Source organism: Dyella nitratireducens, from assembly GCF_014642835.1.
Lineage (GTDB): Bacteria > Pseudomonadota > Gammaproteobacteria > Xanthomonadales > Rhodanobacteraceae > Dyella_B > Dyella_B nitratireducens.
The window spans coordinates 2016787-2033906 of the sequence record NZ_BMJA01000001.1; the positions used below are offsets into that span (position 1 = coordinate 2016787).

At 61.5% G+C, this 17120-nt stretch carries 16 protein-coding genes; 10 read left to right on the forward strand and 6 right to left on the reverse strand.

Annotated elements, in window-relative coordinates; genetic code table 11:
* Nucleotides 1–128: 128 nt before the first annotated feature.
* Complete coding sequence (locus IEX75_RS09340; RefSeq protein WP_188793936.1) at nt 129–620, reverse strand: YkgB family protein; 492 nt, start codon at nt 618–620, stop codon at nt 129–131.
* A gap of 123 nt (nt 621–743) precedes the next feature.
* Here IEX75_RS09340 and IEX75_RS09345 point away from each other — a divergent pair, with 123 nt between their 5' ends.
* Nucleotides 744–1685, forward strand: a complete 942-nt coding sequence (locus IEX75_RS09345) for an AraC family transcriptional regulator (protein ID WP_188793937.1) — start codon at nt 744–746, stop codon at nt 1683–1685.
* Nucleotides 1686–2191: 506 nt separating this feature from the next.
* Here IEX75_RS09345 and IEX75_RS09350 read toward each other — a convergent pair.
* A complete protein-coding gene (locus tag IEX75_RS09350; protein ID WP_188793938.1) occupies nt 2192–2734 on the reverse strand; it encodes a carboxymuconolactone decarboxylase family protein in 543 nt (180 codons plus the stop codon).
* A 225-nt stretch (nt 2735–2959) separates the two neighbouring features.
* Between IEX75_RS09350 and IEX75_RS09355 the strand changes: the two genes are divergently transcribed.
* The 7 genes from IEX75_RS09355 (at nt 2960) to IEX75_RS09385 (ending at nt 8847) form a co-directional block, all read left to right on the forward strand.
* Nucleotides 2960–3709, forward strand: coding sequence for an SDR family NAD(P)-dependent oxidoreductase (locus IEX75_RS09355; protein WP_188793939.1), 750 nt, complete (start codon nt 2960–2962; stop codon nt 3707–3709).
* Between the two features lie 123 nt (nt 3710–3832).
* Nucleotides 3833–4459: an RNA polymerase sigma factor gene (locus IEX75_RS09360; protein ID WP_229720712.1), complete on the forward strand. Its 627-nt coding sequence runs from the start codon at nt 3833–3835 to the stop codon at nt 4457–4459.
* On the forward strand, nt 4456–5094 hold the full coding sequence (locus IEX75_RS09365) for a zf-HC2 domain-containing protein (RefSeq protein WP_188793940.1): 639 nt from the start codon (nt 4456–4458) through the stop codon (nt 5092–5094). The genes IEX75_RS09360 and IEX75_RS09365 overlap by 4 nt, the downstream gene beginning before the upstream one ends.
* The gene (locus IEX75_RS09370; RefSeq protein ID WP_188793941.1) at nt 5091–6338 is read left to right on the forward strand and encodes a S8 family peptidase; all 1248 of its coding nucleotides are present in this window, start codon (nt 5091–5093) and stop codon (nt 6336–6338) included. Before IEX75_RS09365 ends, IEX75_RS09370 begins: the two co-directional genes overlap by 4 nt.
* Before the next feature lie 24 nt (nt 6339–6362).
* Entirely contained in the window at nt 6363–7040 is a 678-nt protein-coding gene (locus IEX75_RS09375) for a TorF family putative porin (protein WP_188793942.1), read from the forward strand.
* Between the two features lie 131 nt (nt 7041–7171).
* The gene (locus IEX75_RS09380) at nt 7172–8260 is read left to right on the forward strand and encodes an NHL repeat-containing protein (protein ID WP_188793943.1); all 1089 of its coding nucleotides are present in this window, start codon (nt 7172–7174) and stop codon (nt 8258–8260) included.
* A gap of 182 nt (nt 8261–8442) precedes the next feature.
* Complete coding sequence (locus IEX75_RS09385) at nt 8443–8847, forward strand: RcnB family protein (RefSeq protein WP_188793944.1); 405 nt, start codon at nt 8443–8445, stop codon at nt 8845–8847.
* 229 nt (nt 8848–9076) lie between these two features.
* Here IEX75_RS09385 and asnB read toward each other — a convergent pair whose 3' ends face one another.
* The 3 genes from asnB to IEX75_RS09400 all read right to left on the reverse strand — a co-directional run bounded on the left by asnB (nt 9077) and on the right by IEX75_RS09400 (nt 13855).
* Nucleotides 9077–10966 (reverse strand): asparagine synthase (glutamine-hydrolyzing), encoded by a 1890-nt coding sequence (gene asnB, locus IEX75_RS09390; protein ID WP_229720713.1) that lies wholly within the window; start codon nt 10964–10966, stop codon nt 9077–9079.
* Between the two features lie 114 nt (nt 10967–11080).
* Entirely contained in the window at nt 11081–12601 is a 1521-nt protein-coding gene (locus IEX75_RS09395) for an ArnT family glycosyltransferase (RefSeq protein WP_188793946.1), read from the reverse strand.
* A 138-nt stretch (nt 12602–12739) separates the two neighbouring features.
* A complete protein-coding gene (locus IEX75_RS09400) occupies nt 12740–13855 on the reverse strand; it encodes a glycosyltransferase family 9 protein (RefSeq protein ID WP_188793947.1) in 1116 nt (371 codons plus the stop codon).
* A 280-nt stretch (nt 13856–14135) separates the two neighbouring features.
* Between IEX75_RS09400 and IEX75_RS09405 the strand changes: the two genes are divergently transcribed.
* On the forward strand, nt 14136–14873 hold the full coding sequence (locus IEX75_RS09405) for a response regulator transcription factor (protein ID WP_229720714.1): 738 nt from the start codon (nt 14136–14138) through the stop codon (nt 14871–14873).
* A gap of 11 nt (nt 14874–14884) precedes the next feature.
* A complete protein-coding gene (locus tag IEX75_RS09410) occupies nt 14885–16291 on the forward strand; it encodes a histidine kinase dimerization/phospho-acceptor domain-containing protein (RefSeq protein ID WP_188793948.1) in 1407 nt (468 codons plus the stop codon).
* 10 nt (nt 16292–16301) lie between these two features.
* Here IEX75_RS09410 and IEX75_RS09415 read toward each other — a convergent pair whose 3' ends face one another.
* Complete coding sequence (locus IEX75_RS09415; protein WP_188794402.1) at nt 16302–16907, reverse strand: phosphatase PAP2 family protein; 606 nt, start codon at nt 16905–16907, stop codon at nt 16302–16304.
* Nucleotides 16908–17120 lie beyond the last annotated feature (213 nt).

The following is a 17120-nucleotide window of genomic DNA, read 5'->3' on the forward strand; positions in this document are numbered from 1 at the left end:
TTTGGGTGTGTCCATGTTTGCGATGGTTGGCCGAAAGCAGAACGCAGGAGGCACGCATATCTGCCATTCCTGCGGGGAATCCCCACGTGACGTTGCCGGAGCGCGTTTGATGCTCCGGCTATCGATGTTCACGCCTTGGGAAGTGCACGTACCCGCACCACATCCTCCTTGAGCAGATAGATCGATACGGCAAGCAACACGACATCTTTCATCAGGAAGGGAACATTGCCGACCATCGCCGGGAAACCGCCAGCGGAAGCGGCCCAGCCGTTCGGCATGAACGGAATGATCGTGACCGTCATGACGAAGGTGGCGACCGAACCGGCTGCGCCGAGAATGCCCAGGCGCTTGTTCCAGAAACCGGCCAGGATCAGCGCGCCGAAGGTCCATTCCGAAACACCCAGGAATGTGCTGGCGCCGCGAATACCGAATACCGGATACATCCAGGAAATAAGCGGCCCGTTGCTGATGAAGGGAATCAGTACCTGTGCCTCGTAGTTGAACCACTTCTGGTAACCGAAGAAGAAAAAGATGATCACCATGGAAGTACGCAGCAGGTGGTAATCGAGATCTTTCTTGAGCAGGCCAGAGCTGGCCAGGATGCGGGTGAGCGAGTTCATGACGGTGGTCCTCGGTGGTGAGCAAGCCATGCTTGCGACGGAGCCACTTTACGCAGCCATGTCGAGCCGATTAATGTTACAAAAGCTCAGATATATGCCCATTCGTCTCAAATAGGTTCCCACATGTCACCACCGCTGGATTGGCTGAGCCGCCTGCTCGAGATCACGCCCGTGCGTGGGCAACTTGACCTGCGCTGCATGTACGGCGCGCCCTGGCGTATCGACCAGAGCGAATCGGCGCCGGGCGAAATTCCGTATCACGTGGTGCTGGGTGGAACCGCCATGCTGGAAGATCCTGCGGGTGGGGAACCACGACAGCTGGTGGCAGGCGACATCGTGATACTTGCCGATGGCGATGCGCACACCTTGCACGATGGTGGCGGTAAGCGCGCCAAGCCGGCACGCGAGCGGGCCGTTGCGAATCTGGTGTGGAGTGAAAACACCGGCGCCGGTGCGCGGCTGGACATGTTGTGCGGACGCTTCGTACTCAGTCCCGCGCATGCGCACTTGCTGCGTGGTTATCTACCCACGCGTTTGATTGCACATTCGGCGGTGCGGCCGGAAGATGCCACGGATACCGGCTTGCACCTGTCGAACCTGCTCGGCCTGATGCGCGTGGAAACGGGAGGCGACAGTCTCGGTGGGCGCGCCATGCTCAATGCGCTGTCGACGGCGCTGTTCGCGTTGACCTTGCGGTTTGCGAGCGAATCACAGGAAGCACCTTCGGGATTGCTGGCGCTGGCGGGTTATCCGCGTCTGGCGCCGGCCTTGGATGCGTTGTTCCACCATCCAGGGCATCCGTGGACGCTGCCTGCGCTGGCGGAGTTGTGCAACATGTCGCGCGCCACGTTCGTGCGTTTGTTTCAGGAGAAGTTGGGGCGTTCGGCGAGTGATCTGTTGACGGATGTTCGCATGACGATGGCGGCGAATGAGTTGCGTACGTCGTCGGCGTCGACGGGAGCGATTGCGGAGATGGTGGGGTATCAGTCGGAGGCGGCGTTTCAGCGGGCTTTTAAGCTGCATATGGGAGTGACGCCAGCCAGTTGGCGGCGTGCCGCGGATTGACGCTCCCTCCCCTGCTAGCAGGGGAGGGTTGGGGTGGGGTTGGGCAATCTGCGGCAATGCTTGGACTCACCTTGTCGTCATTCCGGCGAAAGCCCACTGCTGTCCGGGAAACTTTTAGCTTGCCGGATCGCCCCCTCCCCTACGTGTAGTAGGGGAGGGTTGGGGTGGGGTGAAGCAACCTCGCGAGAGGTTCCGTTGATGTCTCACGCTCATGCCCGCGTAGCCGGAAGCGAGCTTCGCTCGCCTTACCCCACCCCAACCCTCCCCTGCACGCAGGGGAGGGGGCCGTTTCCGGTTCACTCGTGGATATCGCGTTGAGCAAACTTTTTAAGTCGCTTGCTGTGCGAATCATGCAAACGTGTTGTCCCTCAAGTGCTCGTTACTTTTTTCGCAAAATTTCCCCGGACAGCAGGGGGCAAAGGCCGGAATGACAGTGAGGGGGATGAACATCGCCGAGAACCCTGCCCCTCTCCCCTTAGGGAGAGGGAGTCGAAGAGCAGCTCGCCTCACACCCGCTCAACCGCCGGAAAATCCACCGTCGTGTCATTGATGCGATTGAACGTGTTGGTAAACGTAATCGCGGCAATCGCCAGGCTGATATCCACCAGCTGTGCATCCGTATAACCCGCTTGCTTGATCGCGGCGAAATCCGCATCGCTGACCGTGCCGCTGCTCTTCACCAGCTTGAGCACGAACTCCACCAGCGTATCGCGCCTGGCATCGCCGGTGGTTTCGCCCTTGCGGATCTGCTTGAGTTCATCGGGCTTCAAGCCAGCCATCTTGCCTAGCAGGCTATGGGCCGCCTCACAGTAATCACAGCCGGTAGCAGCGCTGACGGCCAGCTTGATGGTTTCAATGTCTTGCTTGGCCAGCGTGCCGGCCGCCAACACGGCGTCGGCTTGCAGCATGGCTTTCAAGGCGGTTGGGTTTAGTGCACCCATCGCGGCATACAGGTTGGGTACTTTGCCGCCGGCCTTCTTGATTTGTGCGTAGACCTCGGCGGTGGCGCCGGTGGCAGTGTCGAGTGCGGGAACGTTGATGCGAGACATGATCGTGACTCCGTTGTGGTTGGGACGGTGATCACTTTAGGGAAGATGCATCAGACGCTTAATGCTTCACCGGCTCAGAAACATGCTCGTTCGTCTCAACCTTGCGCTGGGGGTATTCCTGCCAGGACTGGGTGATATCTCCACGTGCCTGCTACTGGCGTCCACGCGGCGCGCGCAAAGTTCGCTCCAGCAACAAACCCACTCACTTGTTTCAGGAGCACACTCATGAATACCCCCGTCGTTCTGATCACCGGCGCACTGACTGGCATCGGCCGCGCCACCGCCATCGCCTTCGCCAAGGAAGGCGCACGCCTCGCCGTCAGCGGCCGCCGCGAAGAGGAAGGCCAAGCCCTTGCTGCCCAATTACGTGGCATGGGTGTGCAAGCCGCATTTATTCGCGCCGACGTGCGTTTCGAGGAGGACGTGCGCAAGCTGGTGGAACAGACCATGGCGCACTACGGCCGTCTCGACGTCGCTGTCAACAATGCCGGCACCGAAGGTGGCCTTGGACCCATCGTCGACCAGACCGTCGAGAACTACGAAAGCACCTTCGCCACCAACGTGCTCGGTACGCTGCTGTCGGTAAAGCACCAAATGCGTGTGATGTTGCCGCAGGGTTCCGGCTCGATCGTGAATGTTTCCTCCGTCGCTGGGAAGGTCGGTTTTGCGGGCGCTTCGGTGTATGTCGCCAGCAAACATGCCGTGGAAGGCATCACCAAGAGCGCCGCGCTCGAAGGTGCTGCGGTGGGCGTGCGTGTCAACGCGGTGGCGCCCGGCCCGGTGGCAACCAATATGCTCGATCGCTTCACCGGCGGCAGTGATGAGATGAAAGCCGGTTTTCTCGGCTCGATCCCGGCCAAGCGCGCGGCGGATGTGGATGAGATTGCGCAGACCATCGTGTTTCTGGCGAGCGGCAAGGCGCGGTATCTCACGGGTCAGGCGATCGCGGTGGATGGCGGGTATGTAGCGCAGTAAATACCTGCGCAAGACCAACTCCCTCTCCCCTGCGGAGAGGGTTGGGCTTTTGAGCCGCTCCGGCCCACCCCCACAGGGAGAAAGTGAGCGGATGCCGATTGAACCGAACCACCCTCGCGAGGTATGAACACCTCAAACACCGATGCTTGGGGCACGGCCATGCGCAAGAAGCAGGCGGATCCGGCAGGGGGGTGGGAAGGCACGTCAGTGGACGAGGAGGCCGCCTTGCTCAGCCGCGTGGCGGCTGAGGAAAAGGATGCCTTCGAGGCGTTGTACCGCCTTTATAGCCCGCGTCTGCAACGCTTCGTACGTGGTGTCACCAAGCAGCCCGCGCTGGTCGAGGAGATTCTCGACGACACCATGATGGTCGTGTGGCGCAAGGCCTATACCTTCAACCATAGCGCGAAGGTATCCACCTGGATTCTCGCCATTGCCTATCGCCAATCGCTGAAAGCGCTCAAGCGCCTGGGCCAACGGCAGGATACCGAACCCTACGAGGGCGCCGATGCTTCCACGCCCGGCCCCGACGATGCCTTGCAGCAGCAGGAAGTGCGCAAGCATCTGGACGATGCGCTTGCTGCGCTTTCACCCGAACAGCGCGCGGTGATGGAACTCACCTACTACTTCGGTTACGCCTGCCGCGAAATTGCGCAGATCATGGGCTGCCCGGTGGATACGGTGAAGACGCGCATGTTCTACGCGCGGCGCAAATTGAAGGCATCGCTGGCATCCCAGCGGGAGGCCATATGAATGGTCGAGTCATCAAGTTCGAAGGTTCGGTGCACGCGGAAACCGATCGGCTGTTGCCGTGGTATGTGAACGGAACGCTGGATGATGCCGAACGTCTGCACGTGGAGCAGCATCTGGTGGAATGCGTGCATTGCCAACGGGAAGTAGCGTGGCTGCGCGACGTGCATGAAGAATTCGCGGTTCAGGCGGAGCAGGATGATGTGTCGCCGAAGATGCAGCACCTGCATCGCCGCATGGAAAAGCGGCGCCGTGTCCCGCCCGCATCGCTCGTATGGCGACGTCGCGAACGGCGGCTGGCCTGGCTGGTGGCGGTGCAAGCGGCCGTCATTCTGGGCTTGGGCATCACTTTGCTCCACCAACAGCACGCGCCTTATCACACCTTGAGCGCGCCGGGCGACAAGGGTGTATTGGACAAAGGTGCCTTGCTGGTGGTCGTGTTCAACGCGCAAACGCGTGAGGCGCAGATGCGCGAGCTGGTGCGTGAAAGCGGCGCCCGCATCGTGGGCGGCCCCACCGCGCAGGGTGCCTACGTACTGCGTGTGCCGGATGCGCACGAGACGACGGCGCGCCAGATGCTGGCAGCTTCGCCGCAAGTCACGCTGGTGGAAGATCTCAGCTCGGGTGGCAATCCATGATGCGCATCTGGCTGCTCGCTGCCGCACTCTGCGTACTTGGTCCTTGGGCCGCGGTGCGCGCGGAAACGCAGCCGCCAACACAGGTGCTGGTGATGTTGCGCGCTGCTGCACCCCATCTTCGCGCAGCCGATGGCTATGCCGTCGGTTATACCGCGTCTCCCGATGAAAACGCGCGCATGCACACGGCGCGCGAGATTGCGCAGCATTACGGCTTGCACATCGTCGACAGCTGGCCGATGCCGGCGTTGGGGCTCGATTGCTTTGTGATGCGTCTTGCACCCGGCATGTCCGCGAGCGATGTCACGCAACAGCTTGCGCAGGATGCACGGGTGGAATCGGCCGAGCCGCGGCAGGCGTTTCATACCCTTGCCAAGGATGATCCGCTCTATGCGCTGCAACCTGTCGCCAAGCCTTGGCATCTCGCCGAACTGCATGCCGTGGCGTCGGGGCGTCATGTGACCATCGCGGAGGTGGACAGCGGCGTCGATACCAGCAATCCGGATCTGACCGGCCAGGTGCTCGAGCAACGGAATTTCGTGGACGACGGCGACTATCGCGCCGAACTGCACGGCACCGAAGTGGCCGGCATCATCGTCGCACGCGAAGGCAATGGCGTCGGTATCGCGGGCGTGGCGCCGCAAGCGCAGCTGCTCGCCTTGCGCGCCTGCTGGCAGTTGGCGCAAGGCAGCGCTGCATCGGCATGCGACAGCTTCACCCTGGCCAAGGCGTTGCAGTACGCGCTGGAAAAGCACGTGCAAATCATCAATCTCAGCCTGACCGGGCCTGATGACCGCTTGTTGCAACGTTTGCTGGATGCTGCCCTGGCGCAGCGCGTTGCCGTGGTGGTTGCGGTGGACGACAGCGCTGCAGACGGCGGTTTTCCGGCCTCCTACAAAGGCGTGCTGGCCGTGGCGGGAGAACGTTCTCCCGCGCAGGCACGCGATGTATTGCTGGCACCGGCGGAAGATATCCCCACCACCCAGCCCGGCGCACGCTGGAACCTGGTGAACGGATCGTCCTTCGCGGCAGCGGAAGTCAGCGGCCTGGTCGCCTTGCTGCACGAACTCTCACCTGACATCACGCTGACGCAGCTGCATGACGCTTTGCACGCGCGAACTGCGCTAGGCTTGGTCTCAATGCGGCCGAAGACGATCGATGCATGCGCGGCCGTGGCGCAGGTGAGTCAGCGCTGCATCTGCGACTGCGCCGCGACGCATGCTTCCCTGGGAGAGCCGCGCCGATGAGCATGCCTCGTGTTCCGGATCGTCGTGGCAGTCCTTGTCGCTCTGTTGGCAGTACAGGCCCGCGCGCAGGTGACGGGCAGCGCCACCTTCGTTTCCGATTACCGCTTTCGCGGCACGTCACTCAGCGACGACCGGCCCGCTGCGCAACTGGCGTTCGATGCCGACTGGCCGTCTACCGGCTGGTACGCGGGAGGCATGATGTCCAACGTACGGCTTGATTCAAGTCATGCGGCACAACTGCTCGGCTATGCCGGCTACGTGCGCCGTTTGAATGCGGATCTGAGCTGGGAAGGCGGCGTGCGTTATACGCGCTTCACCGGCGGTGAATCGTATGCGTATGCGGAAGCGTATACGGGACTTACCTTTCGGCAACTGGTCGGCCGCATCTACTACGCGCCGAATTACTTCAACGCCGGTTATGCAACCTGGTATGCCGAACTCAACGACAGTATTGCGCTGTCCGGCAAATGGTATGCGTTTGCGCACGCGGGCTACCTGCGTCGCGCAGGCGACGTGGCGGAGTATCACGTCAGCCGTTTTCGTTCCGATGTCAGAGCCGGTATCGGGCTCACTTTGCAGCCGTGGGATATCCAGTTGAGCTGGACCACGGCGCACGGCGCACCTGATGTCGCGCTTGGTTATCCCTCCGCTGCGGGTACCAGCCGCAACGCCTGGGTCTTCAGCGTCGCATATGCGTGGTGATGCTATGGGCGTACCTATCTCACTGATCTGAATTCATCGCCAGCGTTTGCACGGTACTTCTCATGGAGCCCATGAGAAGCGGGGGCTTTTACGCCTTCGACCAACACCTTCACCCCAAAGGAGGACACGCAATGACCCCCATTCTGCGCAACAAGAAACTCGTCCATGCCGTGCTTGCGAGCCTGGTCGTGGCCGGTGTCGCAAGCGGCACGCTGTATGCCGGACCCGCCCACGCACAGAACGACAACGGCCACGTGCTGATCGCCGACCAGTTCAACAACCGCGTGATCGAAGTCGACCGCAGGACGCACCAGGTGGTGTGGCACTTCGGCAATGGTTCGGATCTGCCCGGTCCGCATAGCGTCGTCGGTACCAATGATGCGGAGCGCTTCGGACCATTCACGCTGATTTCCGGCACCGGTACGCCGCCTGGTTTGCCAGGATGCTCCGATACGGTGAACGGTTGTCCGGACAATCGCGTGTTCATCGTGGATCCGAACGGCAACATCATCTGGCAGTACGGCCAGGCCGGCATCGGCGGTTCGGGGCCCGATCAGTTGAATACGCCGGTGCAGTCATTGTTTCTGATCAGTTTCCCCGGGCACCTCGGTCCGCACGTGCTGATCACCGACCAAGTCAATGAGCGGGTCATCCTGGTCAATCTGGATCACCAGATCGAATGGCAGTACGGCACCACTGGCGTGAGCGGCAATGGCGCAAACCAACTCAACAACCCGAACAGTGCGGAGGTGTTGGAGAACGGGCACATTCTGATTGCCGATGAAAATAATAATCGCGTGATCGAGATCAGACCCAATGGACAGATCGTCAAGCAATTCACTGCAGGCGGCACGGTCAGCGGCGCCGCGTTCGCGAGCCGGCTGCCGAACGGCGATACCTTGATCACCGATTCCAACAACAATCGCATTGTGGAAGTAAACGGCAACGATCAGGTGGTGTGGCAGTACATCACCAATTTGCAGCCAGGCAGTAATCCGACGCCGCTGCCGACACGCGCTGTGCGGCTGCACAATGGCGATACGCTGATCAGTGATCAGTTCAATGATCGCGTATTCGAAATCACTCCAGCCGGCAAGATCGTGTTCAACCAGGGCGATCTCAATATGCCGGGCGATGGCTTCAACCAGCTCAACGGCCCATACGACGCCAAGCAGATCGGCGACTTTACCGGTTTGACGCCGCCGTTTGATCTGTTCTGACGCATCAACTCGACAAGCCGCACGCCCTCCCCTGTTTCGCAGGGGAGGGCTGTTTTTTTCATAGCTGAAGATTGCGAAACCGTTCGCAATCTTCGCCACGATGAGGAAGGAGTGCGTTCAGGTAACCAAGGTAGTCTTTGCCTTGCGGCACTACAGCCGAATCACCCACACGGATTATCCGTATGAAACGACATCTTTTAGCACTGGCCTTGCTGTCCTCGTTGCCGCTTGTCATGACTACGACGGCTGCGGCCGCACAGGACTATCAGGATCATGACCATGGGGACCATGACCACGGCTGGGATCAACATGATCATGACCGCGATCACCATGACGACCGTGACCATCACGACGATCATGGCTGGCACGATGATCACGGCCGCCACGAAGGCTGGGACAGGCATTACCGCCGCGGCGAGTATCTGCCGGACCGCTATCGCGGACGGGAGTATTACGTCGATGACTATGCGCGGTACCACTTGTATGCCCCGCCGCGCGGCTACGTGTGGATTCACGGCGATGAAGGGCAGTTTGTGCTCGTTGCGGTGGCAACCGGCTTGATCGTCAATGAGTTGATCGGGAATTGAATTACTTACTTTCCCGTCGCGAAATGCGGTTCCCTCCCCTGCGTGCAGGGGAGGGTTAGGGTGGGGTGACGCGAGCGAAGCTCGCGTCCGGCTACACCGGCAGGATCTAATATCATCGCAAGATTGCTTCACCCCACCCCAGCCCTCCCCTACTACACGTAGGGGAGGGAGCGCATTCTGGTGAACTGAGATTCGAGGTCAATCAAACCAAGGGAAGTTCAGCATCACATCAAGACTGCCGCACCAGCACCTGCTCTTCTTTCACCGCAACGGCCACCCGCTCGCTGTTGAGCCACTGCAACCACTCGCTCAATACAACCAGCGTCCAGATCGCCCTGGCATGATCGCTGATGCGTGCCTGGTGTTCGGCAAACAAAGCTTGCGCGACACGCGTGTCGATACCCACCGCAGCAAGCTCGCCGCTTGCAAGATGCGCCTGCGCCCATTCGCGCAACGGCCCGCGCAACCATGCCGCCAACGGCACTGACAAACCGCGCTTGCGGCGCGTCACCACGTCCTTGGGCAGGTAATCCAGCGCGTAGCGCTTGAGGAACACCTTGGTGGTAAGACCGCGCACGCGTGCTTCCACCGGTAGCGTGGCAGCAAATTCGATCACGCTTTGATCGAGGAACGGTGCGCGGATTTCCACGCCATGCAGCATCGCGCCGCGATCGGCTTTCGCCATCAGCGCATCAGGCAGCGAATGGTCGAAGTCGTAGCGCTGGATGGTGTCGATCAGGCGTGTTGCATCATGCCTGGTATCGTCGATGGGCGGCTTGATGCCGAGCTTGTGCTGCCACAACGGCGGAATGCTCGCGGTCCACAGCATATGCCGCGCCAGGCCGTCCAGTTCCTGCCCGCGAATGAACCGCTTGAGCAGAAACGACAGCGTGACCTTCTTGTCGCTGGTGGGCAGTGCTTCGATCGCACGCTGCGCCAGCGCTTTCACCGGCGGCGCCAGGTTCGCGTAATGACTCGCCCAGCGCGCGCCAAGATAAGTGGGATAGCCGCCGAACAGTTCGTCCGCACCTTCGCCTGCAAGCAACAGCCGTACATCTTGCGAGGCACGCTTGGTAACCAGCGACAGCGGAATCCACGCGGGATCGGCAAGCGGTTCGCCATTGGCGCGAATCAGTTCGCGCAGCGTGCGCGGTACGTCCTGGGCGGAGACGTTCACCTCGATGAAGTTGCAGCCGAGCTGGCCGGCAAGCTGAGCCGCATGCTGCCCTTCGTCGAAAGATTCTTCCGCGAAGCGGATGCAATACGCCGAGAGTGGCTTCTCCGGCCGCACGCTGCGCGCTACTGCCGTCATCAGTGCCGAATCGATACCGCCGCTGAGCAGCACGCCGTAATCCACGTCGATATCGCTCTGCCGCCGTACGGCTTCGCGGAAGATCGGATCGAAACTGCGCAAAGGCGGCACCGTGGTGGCCTTTTCCGTTGGAAAATCCCAGTAGCGCACACGCCGGATGCCGGCGGGATCGATCACGATCATCTCGCCGGGGCTCACTTTGTGAATGTGCTTGAGCGGGCTGTTCGGCGCGGGGCAATAACCGGAGCGCAGATAGTGCGCCAGACCCTCGGTATCGATCTCGATGTCCGGCTTGCATGCTTTCACCAGCGCAGCCAGTTCGGAGGCGAAGTACACCGTTTGACCGATGACGGCGTAATACAGATGCCGCTCACCGGCGCGATCACGCGCCAGGACCAGCCGCTGATGACGGCCGTCCCACAGCGCCAGCGCGAACACACCCTGCACGTGTTCCAGGAACGAGAGCCCCTTTTCCAGATACAACGGCGCCAGCACGGCGACGTCGGTGGTCTGCGGAATGTCATGCCCGGCGTCGGCGAGCGAGCGGCGCAATTCCTGGTGATTGTCGATCTCGCCGTTGCAGGCAACGATCACACCGGCCTCGTACTCCAGCAGCGGCGGCTGATGCTGATCCACCCCGCGGATCGCCAGGCGGTTGGTGGCCATGGCGAGATTGGGCCGCGAAATGAAGGCATCCCCATGCGGCCCGCGATGGGCCAGGGCCTGCAGCATGGTGCTCGCTTTGTGCTCAAGGTGTGGCGGCGGGTGCCCTGCATCCCGGCTCAAGATTCCGCAAATTCCACACATGTAAGGGTGCTCTGGTCGATTCCGCGGGCGTGTGCCGCCCAGTTGAGCAATTGTAAAGGAAGGGGGTGGAAGCCGGGCTCGACGCGGTGTGAAGCCCCTATACCGAAAGGGGGCTCAAAGCTGCACCAGCTTCAGCACATTCCCCCGCCACGTGCCCAGCTCGCTGACATGCCCCGGGCAGCGCGCCAGCGCCGGCTTGATCGCCTCCGGCCCCAGGTCCGGATCGATCACCACCAACGCCCTGCCCTCGTTGTGCAAGGCATGGCACAGCGCGTCAGAACCCTCCGGCGCCAACCACGGGATACCGTAGACCGCCTTGCTCAGGTACATGCGCAGGCCCCAGGGAGTGGCCTCTTCAATGGTGTAACTCTCTGCCGTGTTCTCGATAAAAATCAGCGCCTTGTACTGCTCGACCGGCGTCGCTGCACGCAGCTCGCCGGCCATCTGGCGGTTGTCGTCCTTGGAATGCCAGCCGTACGCAGCGCCAGCCTTCACTCCCAGCAGGATCACCACCCACACCGCCAGCAGGACCTGCTGCCTGGCCTGGCGAAGATCGACGCGATCACGCAGCTCCAGCCCGATCAGCAGGGCCAAGGGCACGAACAGCGGCAGCATGTACAGCGGCAGGCGCGATTGCACCAGGCAGAAGATCACAAACGGCACCAGGAACCACAGCACCAGGAACAACTCGATGCCCGGGCTGCTTTTTGCACCCCAGCGTTCGGCGGACACCCAACGCCTGATCACCCGGCCGACCGCCGGCCACCACGGCAACAACCCGATGCCCAGCACCGGCAGGTAGATCTTGATCCAGCCAAACCATCCCGCATTGCGCTTGTGCGCGGCCGTAAAGATGCGGTTGTACACCTCCTGGTGCAGGAAGTAGTGCAGCAGGCCCGCATAGCGGATCACCACCACCGCGTACCAGGACAGGCCGATGGCCAGGAACAGCACGATGCCGCGCCACGGGAAAAACCGCCGCAGCCCATGCCAGCCGTCGCGGCGCACGATAAAGGGAATCGCCGCCAGCAGCGGCATCAACCCGGGCGGTCCCTTGGTCAGAAACGCCAATCCCCAACCCGCCCACATCAACAACACATAGCGCTGGCGCCCGCGTTCGTTGTCGTCAAACGCGGCGCGCACAAAGCCCAGCATGGCCAGCGCTTCGCACAAGGTCAGAAAGGCATCGGTACTGACGATGTTGCTGGCCATTAACGGCGCCGCCGCACAGGCGTACACCAATCCGGGCAGCCAGGGCTTTTCCGGCACCACGCAGCGGCCCATCGCGTACAGAATCCACAGCGTCAGCACGAAGGCCAGCGCATAAGGCGCGCGCGCCGCCCAGCTGTTGCGGCCGAACATCTGGATGGACCCGGCGATCACCCAGTAGGTGGTCGGCGGCTTGGAGAAGTTGACCTCGTCGGGGCTGTAGGCCGGCGCCAGGTAATTGCCGGTATCCAGCATCTGCAGCGCCGCGACGGTGTAGCGCCCTTCGTCGGGGCTCCACAGGCCGCGCGTGCCCTGGAACGCAAACCCGAGCAGCAGGCCGAGGCAGATCAGGGCGACAAGCGGCCATCGCGAGGCGTGCGTGGTGCTGGGCCGCAGGCGGTGTTCCATGGTGCGGTCGTTGGGCATGGGGAATTCCGGATAAAGCACCGCTTGCCGTCGACGGTGGCGGCACAAAGTCGGTGGGAAGCTCAGATTCGTCGCGACCTTGCGCCCGGATGGCGCAAGACCCAGGAAGACGATTGTAAGCGACGAGGAGTGCGGGTATCAGGACCCCAACGCTGACTGGATGCGCCCAGCCAGCTCAACGACATCCGCAAGCGTTGTCGCGGGACTTGCCTCTTTCAACGGCAGTCCGGGCGCGGCGAACAAATCCGGAAACGTCCTCATGACATGCCGGGCGACTTCCTGCCCCGACATATTGCGGGTGCGCAGCGAACTGTTGCGCGACCCGTACGGCCCGTAGGTCTTTGCGTCGGTCACGCTGAACAGGCCCATGGTCGGCACCTGCGATGCCACGGCCAGATGCATCACCCCGCAGTCGGCGCTGATCATCAGGTCGACCGCCGACATGACCGCGCCCATGCGCCGGATGCTGGTGGAGTAGTAGCTGGGCCAGCGTGAGCCGAGCATGGAACGGCCCTGCATGGGCACGATTTCCACCAGGGCGCATTCCGGTGACTGCTCCTCCAGCGTGGCAAGAAATTCGTCCCACCATGCCTGCGGATAGCGTTTGTTGCCGGTCGCGTCGGCGAAGATGCCGATGGTGCAGCGTGCTTGATGTTGCAGCTGTTCGGCCAGCAGTTCGCGCAGCACAGCCTTGCCGCAAGCCCGTTCGCCATCAGTAAGCCGGATATCCATCATGGGAAAGCCCTGGCCTTCCTGCTGCGCCGGCGATGCATGCCAGCGCACCAACGCCACCGGCCGCTGCGCCATGTGACTGGGTGCCATCGTCTGCGGCACCAGGTGGGTGAAACTCGCCGAGGCTTCAGGCTCCCCAAAACCAAGCTTGTAACGCCCTTTGAAAATGCGCGCGAGCGTACGGCTGAAACCGGAGCCGAAACAGGGATCGATGATCAGGTCGTAATGAGTCCGGCGAATGCGTGAGATCAAGCCAAGAAAACTCACCGGGTGCTTGAAGCCACGGCGCGGCAGGCAATAGATGTTCTTGACGCTGAAGAACGTGGCGAACACGTCGGCCGCCAGCGTGCCCTCCGCCACGATGTCGATTTCCGCGCCCTTGTACAGACGTTCCAGTTCGGCGATCAGCGGCGTCATCAGCAGCATGTTGCCCAGCCGATGATTCGGCCGGCACACCAGGATGCGATGAATCCCCTGCCGGGGGATGCCGTTGAGAAGTGGATTGCTAGCGATTGCGCTCAAAGCTCACCCGACGCACTGATTGTTTGAATGGCGTTTCGGCATGATCGGACCCCGCATGAAACGGCTTGGTTCAACCACGCGCCAGCACGTCCTTGGGCCTGGATGGCAAGTGTGGAAGGGCAAACTTAGGCGAGACTTACATGCGTGTTACGAGTTTGTAATCTGTTCAAAAACGCATGTTTTCACTGACTTTGCATCGCTCGTTGTTATAGTCGCCGCGACGTTGCAGCGAACGGGAAAAATACGCTGTCAGGCCCGACAGATTACCGAAAGGAACCGGATGCATACGACGCTTGTCTGGAACGACGCGGGTAACCGTGGCATCGCCTGCGAAAGGGGAACTGCTCTGAACGTTCTTATTGTCGAAGACTCCGCACGTTTGCGCGATTCGCTGGGGCGTGGCCTGACGGCATCCGGGTTCACCGTGGATAACGCGGTCAACGGCGTGGCGGCCTGCCAGCATCTGGACACGTATGAATATGAACTGGTCGTGCTGGACTTGGGGCTGCCCGGCATGGATGGATTCGGCGTGCTGCGTCATATACAGGGGCATACAACGCGTCCGCGCGTGCTGGTGCTGTCGGCACGCGATCAGATCGCCGACCGCGTCGATGCGCTTAATCGCGGCGCGGATGACTATCTGGTCAAGCCTTTTGCCTTCGACGAGCTGGTGGCGCGATTGCATGCGCTCGCCCGCCGCTCGCAAGATGCGCAGACACCGCAACTGATCATCGGCACGCTGACGCTCGATCCCGCAGGACGCACGGTGCGTGTGCAAGACCAATGGTTGACGCTGACACCGCGCGAATTTTCCTTGCTTGAACTGCTGATGAGGCATCGCGGCCGTGCGTTCTCACGCAGCGACATTCTCGAACGCCTGGCCGGCTGCGAATCCACCGCCTCCGACCGCAGCGTGGAAGTGCTGGTGTTCGGCCTGCGGCGCAAGCTGGAGCAAGCCGGCATCAGCGAGCTGGTGCACACGCGCCGCGGTTTCGGCTATCTGATTCCCAAGAGCTGATGGCGCGGTCCATGGCGGCAAGCCCACGCGCAACCTCGCTGCGCCTTCGCACCACCCTGCTGGTGATTGCGGCGATCGTGGTGGTGCTTGGAACAGCCATGATCGTGATCGACATTCGCGTGGATAACGAAGTCGCGCAACGCGCCGATGCCGACCTGCTGGAACACGCGCAGGCGCTGGCGGATATTTTCACGGCGCGCACCAAGGCATCCACGCAGCCCTTTCCCTCGTATTGGACGCCCTCGTTCCTGGCGGATGACGGGACCAACTATTTCCGCATCGACTGCCGTGGCCAGCACGTCGTATCGTCCGATGACGTCAGGTCGCTAGCGTGGCCAACGCCTGCGCCGAACCAGTCGATGGACTTCAGCGATATGACCGATCATCGCGGCACCCGGCTGCGCGCCATCGTCTTGCGCTTTTTCCCCGACCTCAACGCCATGCATGACGCGCCATCCGGCCCCGATGCTGCGAATGAAGCGGCAGATGCGACGGAGTGCATGCTGGGATTGGCGGTAGATCACAGCGAAGTGCTGGACTTCCAACACTCCATGGATCGGATCGAATTTGGCGGCGTGGTGCTGGGCTTCCTGATCGTAGCCATTCTTACGCCGTTGCTGGTCATGCGCAGCCTGCGTCCTCTCGCAGGCCTGGCCGAAGCGATGGACAAGATCGGTCCGGAAACGCCGAGCATGCGGTTGCAAGGTACCAATATCCGCGAACTTGCACCGCTGATCGCACGCTTCAATGCGGTGCTCTCGCGCATGGAGGAAGGCCTGTTGCGCGAGCGCCAGTTCGCCAGCAGCGTGGCGCATGAACTGCGCACGCCCTTGGCGGAATTGCGCACCGCCATCGAAGTGGAATTGCGCTATCCCAGTGGCCGCGATCCACACGTGTTGCTGGCGGACATCGGCGAGATCGGCGCCAAGATGGAACGTATCGTGACAGCCCTGTTGCTGCTCACCCGTATCGAGGCGGGTATCGAGCAACTTTCCTTGCAACGCGTGGATGTCACCGCGCTGACGGATGCACTGGTCATTCGGCATCAGCATCGCTTGCGCGAACGTGCCTTGAACCTGAGGCTGGACATCGAGCCCTCCGTTGCCTGGATGGCAGACAGCACGCTGCTGGACGTGCTACTTGGCAACCTGCTGAGCAACGCGATCGCCTACGCACCGTCCGGCAGCACCATCGTGCTATGCAGTGCGCAATCCAATTGGTCCGTCACGAACGCCGCCCCGGATCTTACCGACGAGGATATCGCCCGCATGAAGCAGCGATTCTGGCGCAAAGGCAAGGACGCCGGCGTGCATACCGGGCTTGGTCTGGCGCTGGCTGCGTCGGCGGCGCACGCGCAGTCATTACGGCTGGAGCTGGTGTTGCGCGAGGGGAATTTGCAGGCGAGTGTGATGCCTTGAATAAACCGGGCTACGGGTTGAAACGATGGATGAATCCAATCTTGAACCCGCCCGGCAGCCAGCTGATGATCAATGGCGAATGCCGCCGCGACGCATAAATTCCGAATCCTACGCCTACCCCCGCGCCCACTAGCACATCGCTTTGCCAGTGGCCGCGCGTTTTCACGCGCGCTACCGCGTCATAAGCCGGCAGCAAGGCCAGTGCGTATACCGCTGGATGATCTTCGCCGTAGGCGGCCATGAAGGGCGTCACCGCCGCGGAAATCGCCGACACCTCGCCGCTGGGAAAGCTCTGCGCATGCGTGCCGCGGAAAAACAGATTGGGATTGGACGTCTGCGAAGGGCGTTCGCGCTGGAACGAGTATTTCATCACTTCCGTGGTGACGCCCGTGAACACCATGGCATCCACCGATCGCCACAAGGTGTCGCCAAACTTGTCCTGGTCACCGAATGCCAGGGCACCGAGGCCGACGAAAGCGACGGTTCCATCCAGCACGCCGCTCTGGATGTTGCGATTCCAGATGCCGCGATTGTCGTAAGCCACCCGATGATCGATGCCAAGAAAACCGCCACCCGCCCATGCGCTGCTGGGCAGCAAGCACGCCACGCATAGCATCGCCTGCAAAAAGAAATGAGAACGAGAACGTAATGCAGCCATGACACGACGCTCGTTGTCCGGACAAATCCTCACGCAAACCCATTTGACCCTATGCCTTTCATCTTTGCATTGGCTTAGTGCGCGGTGAAGTTTGCGCTATGTTTCGACCACGACGATGTGTACTGTCAAAACGGCTCGCTCACGTCACACACTCGTCATTCAAGACATGAA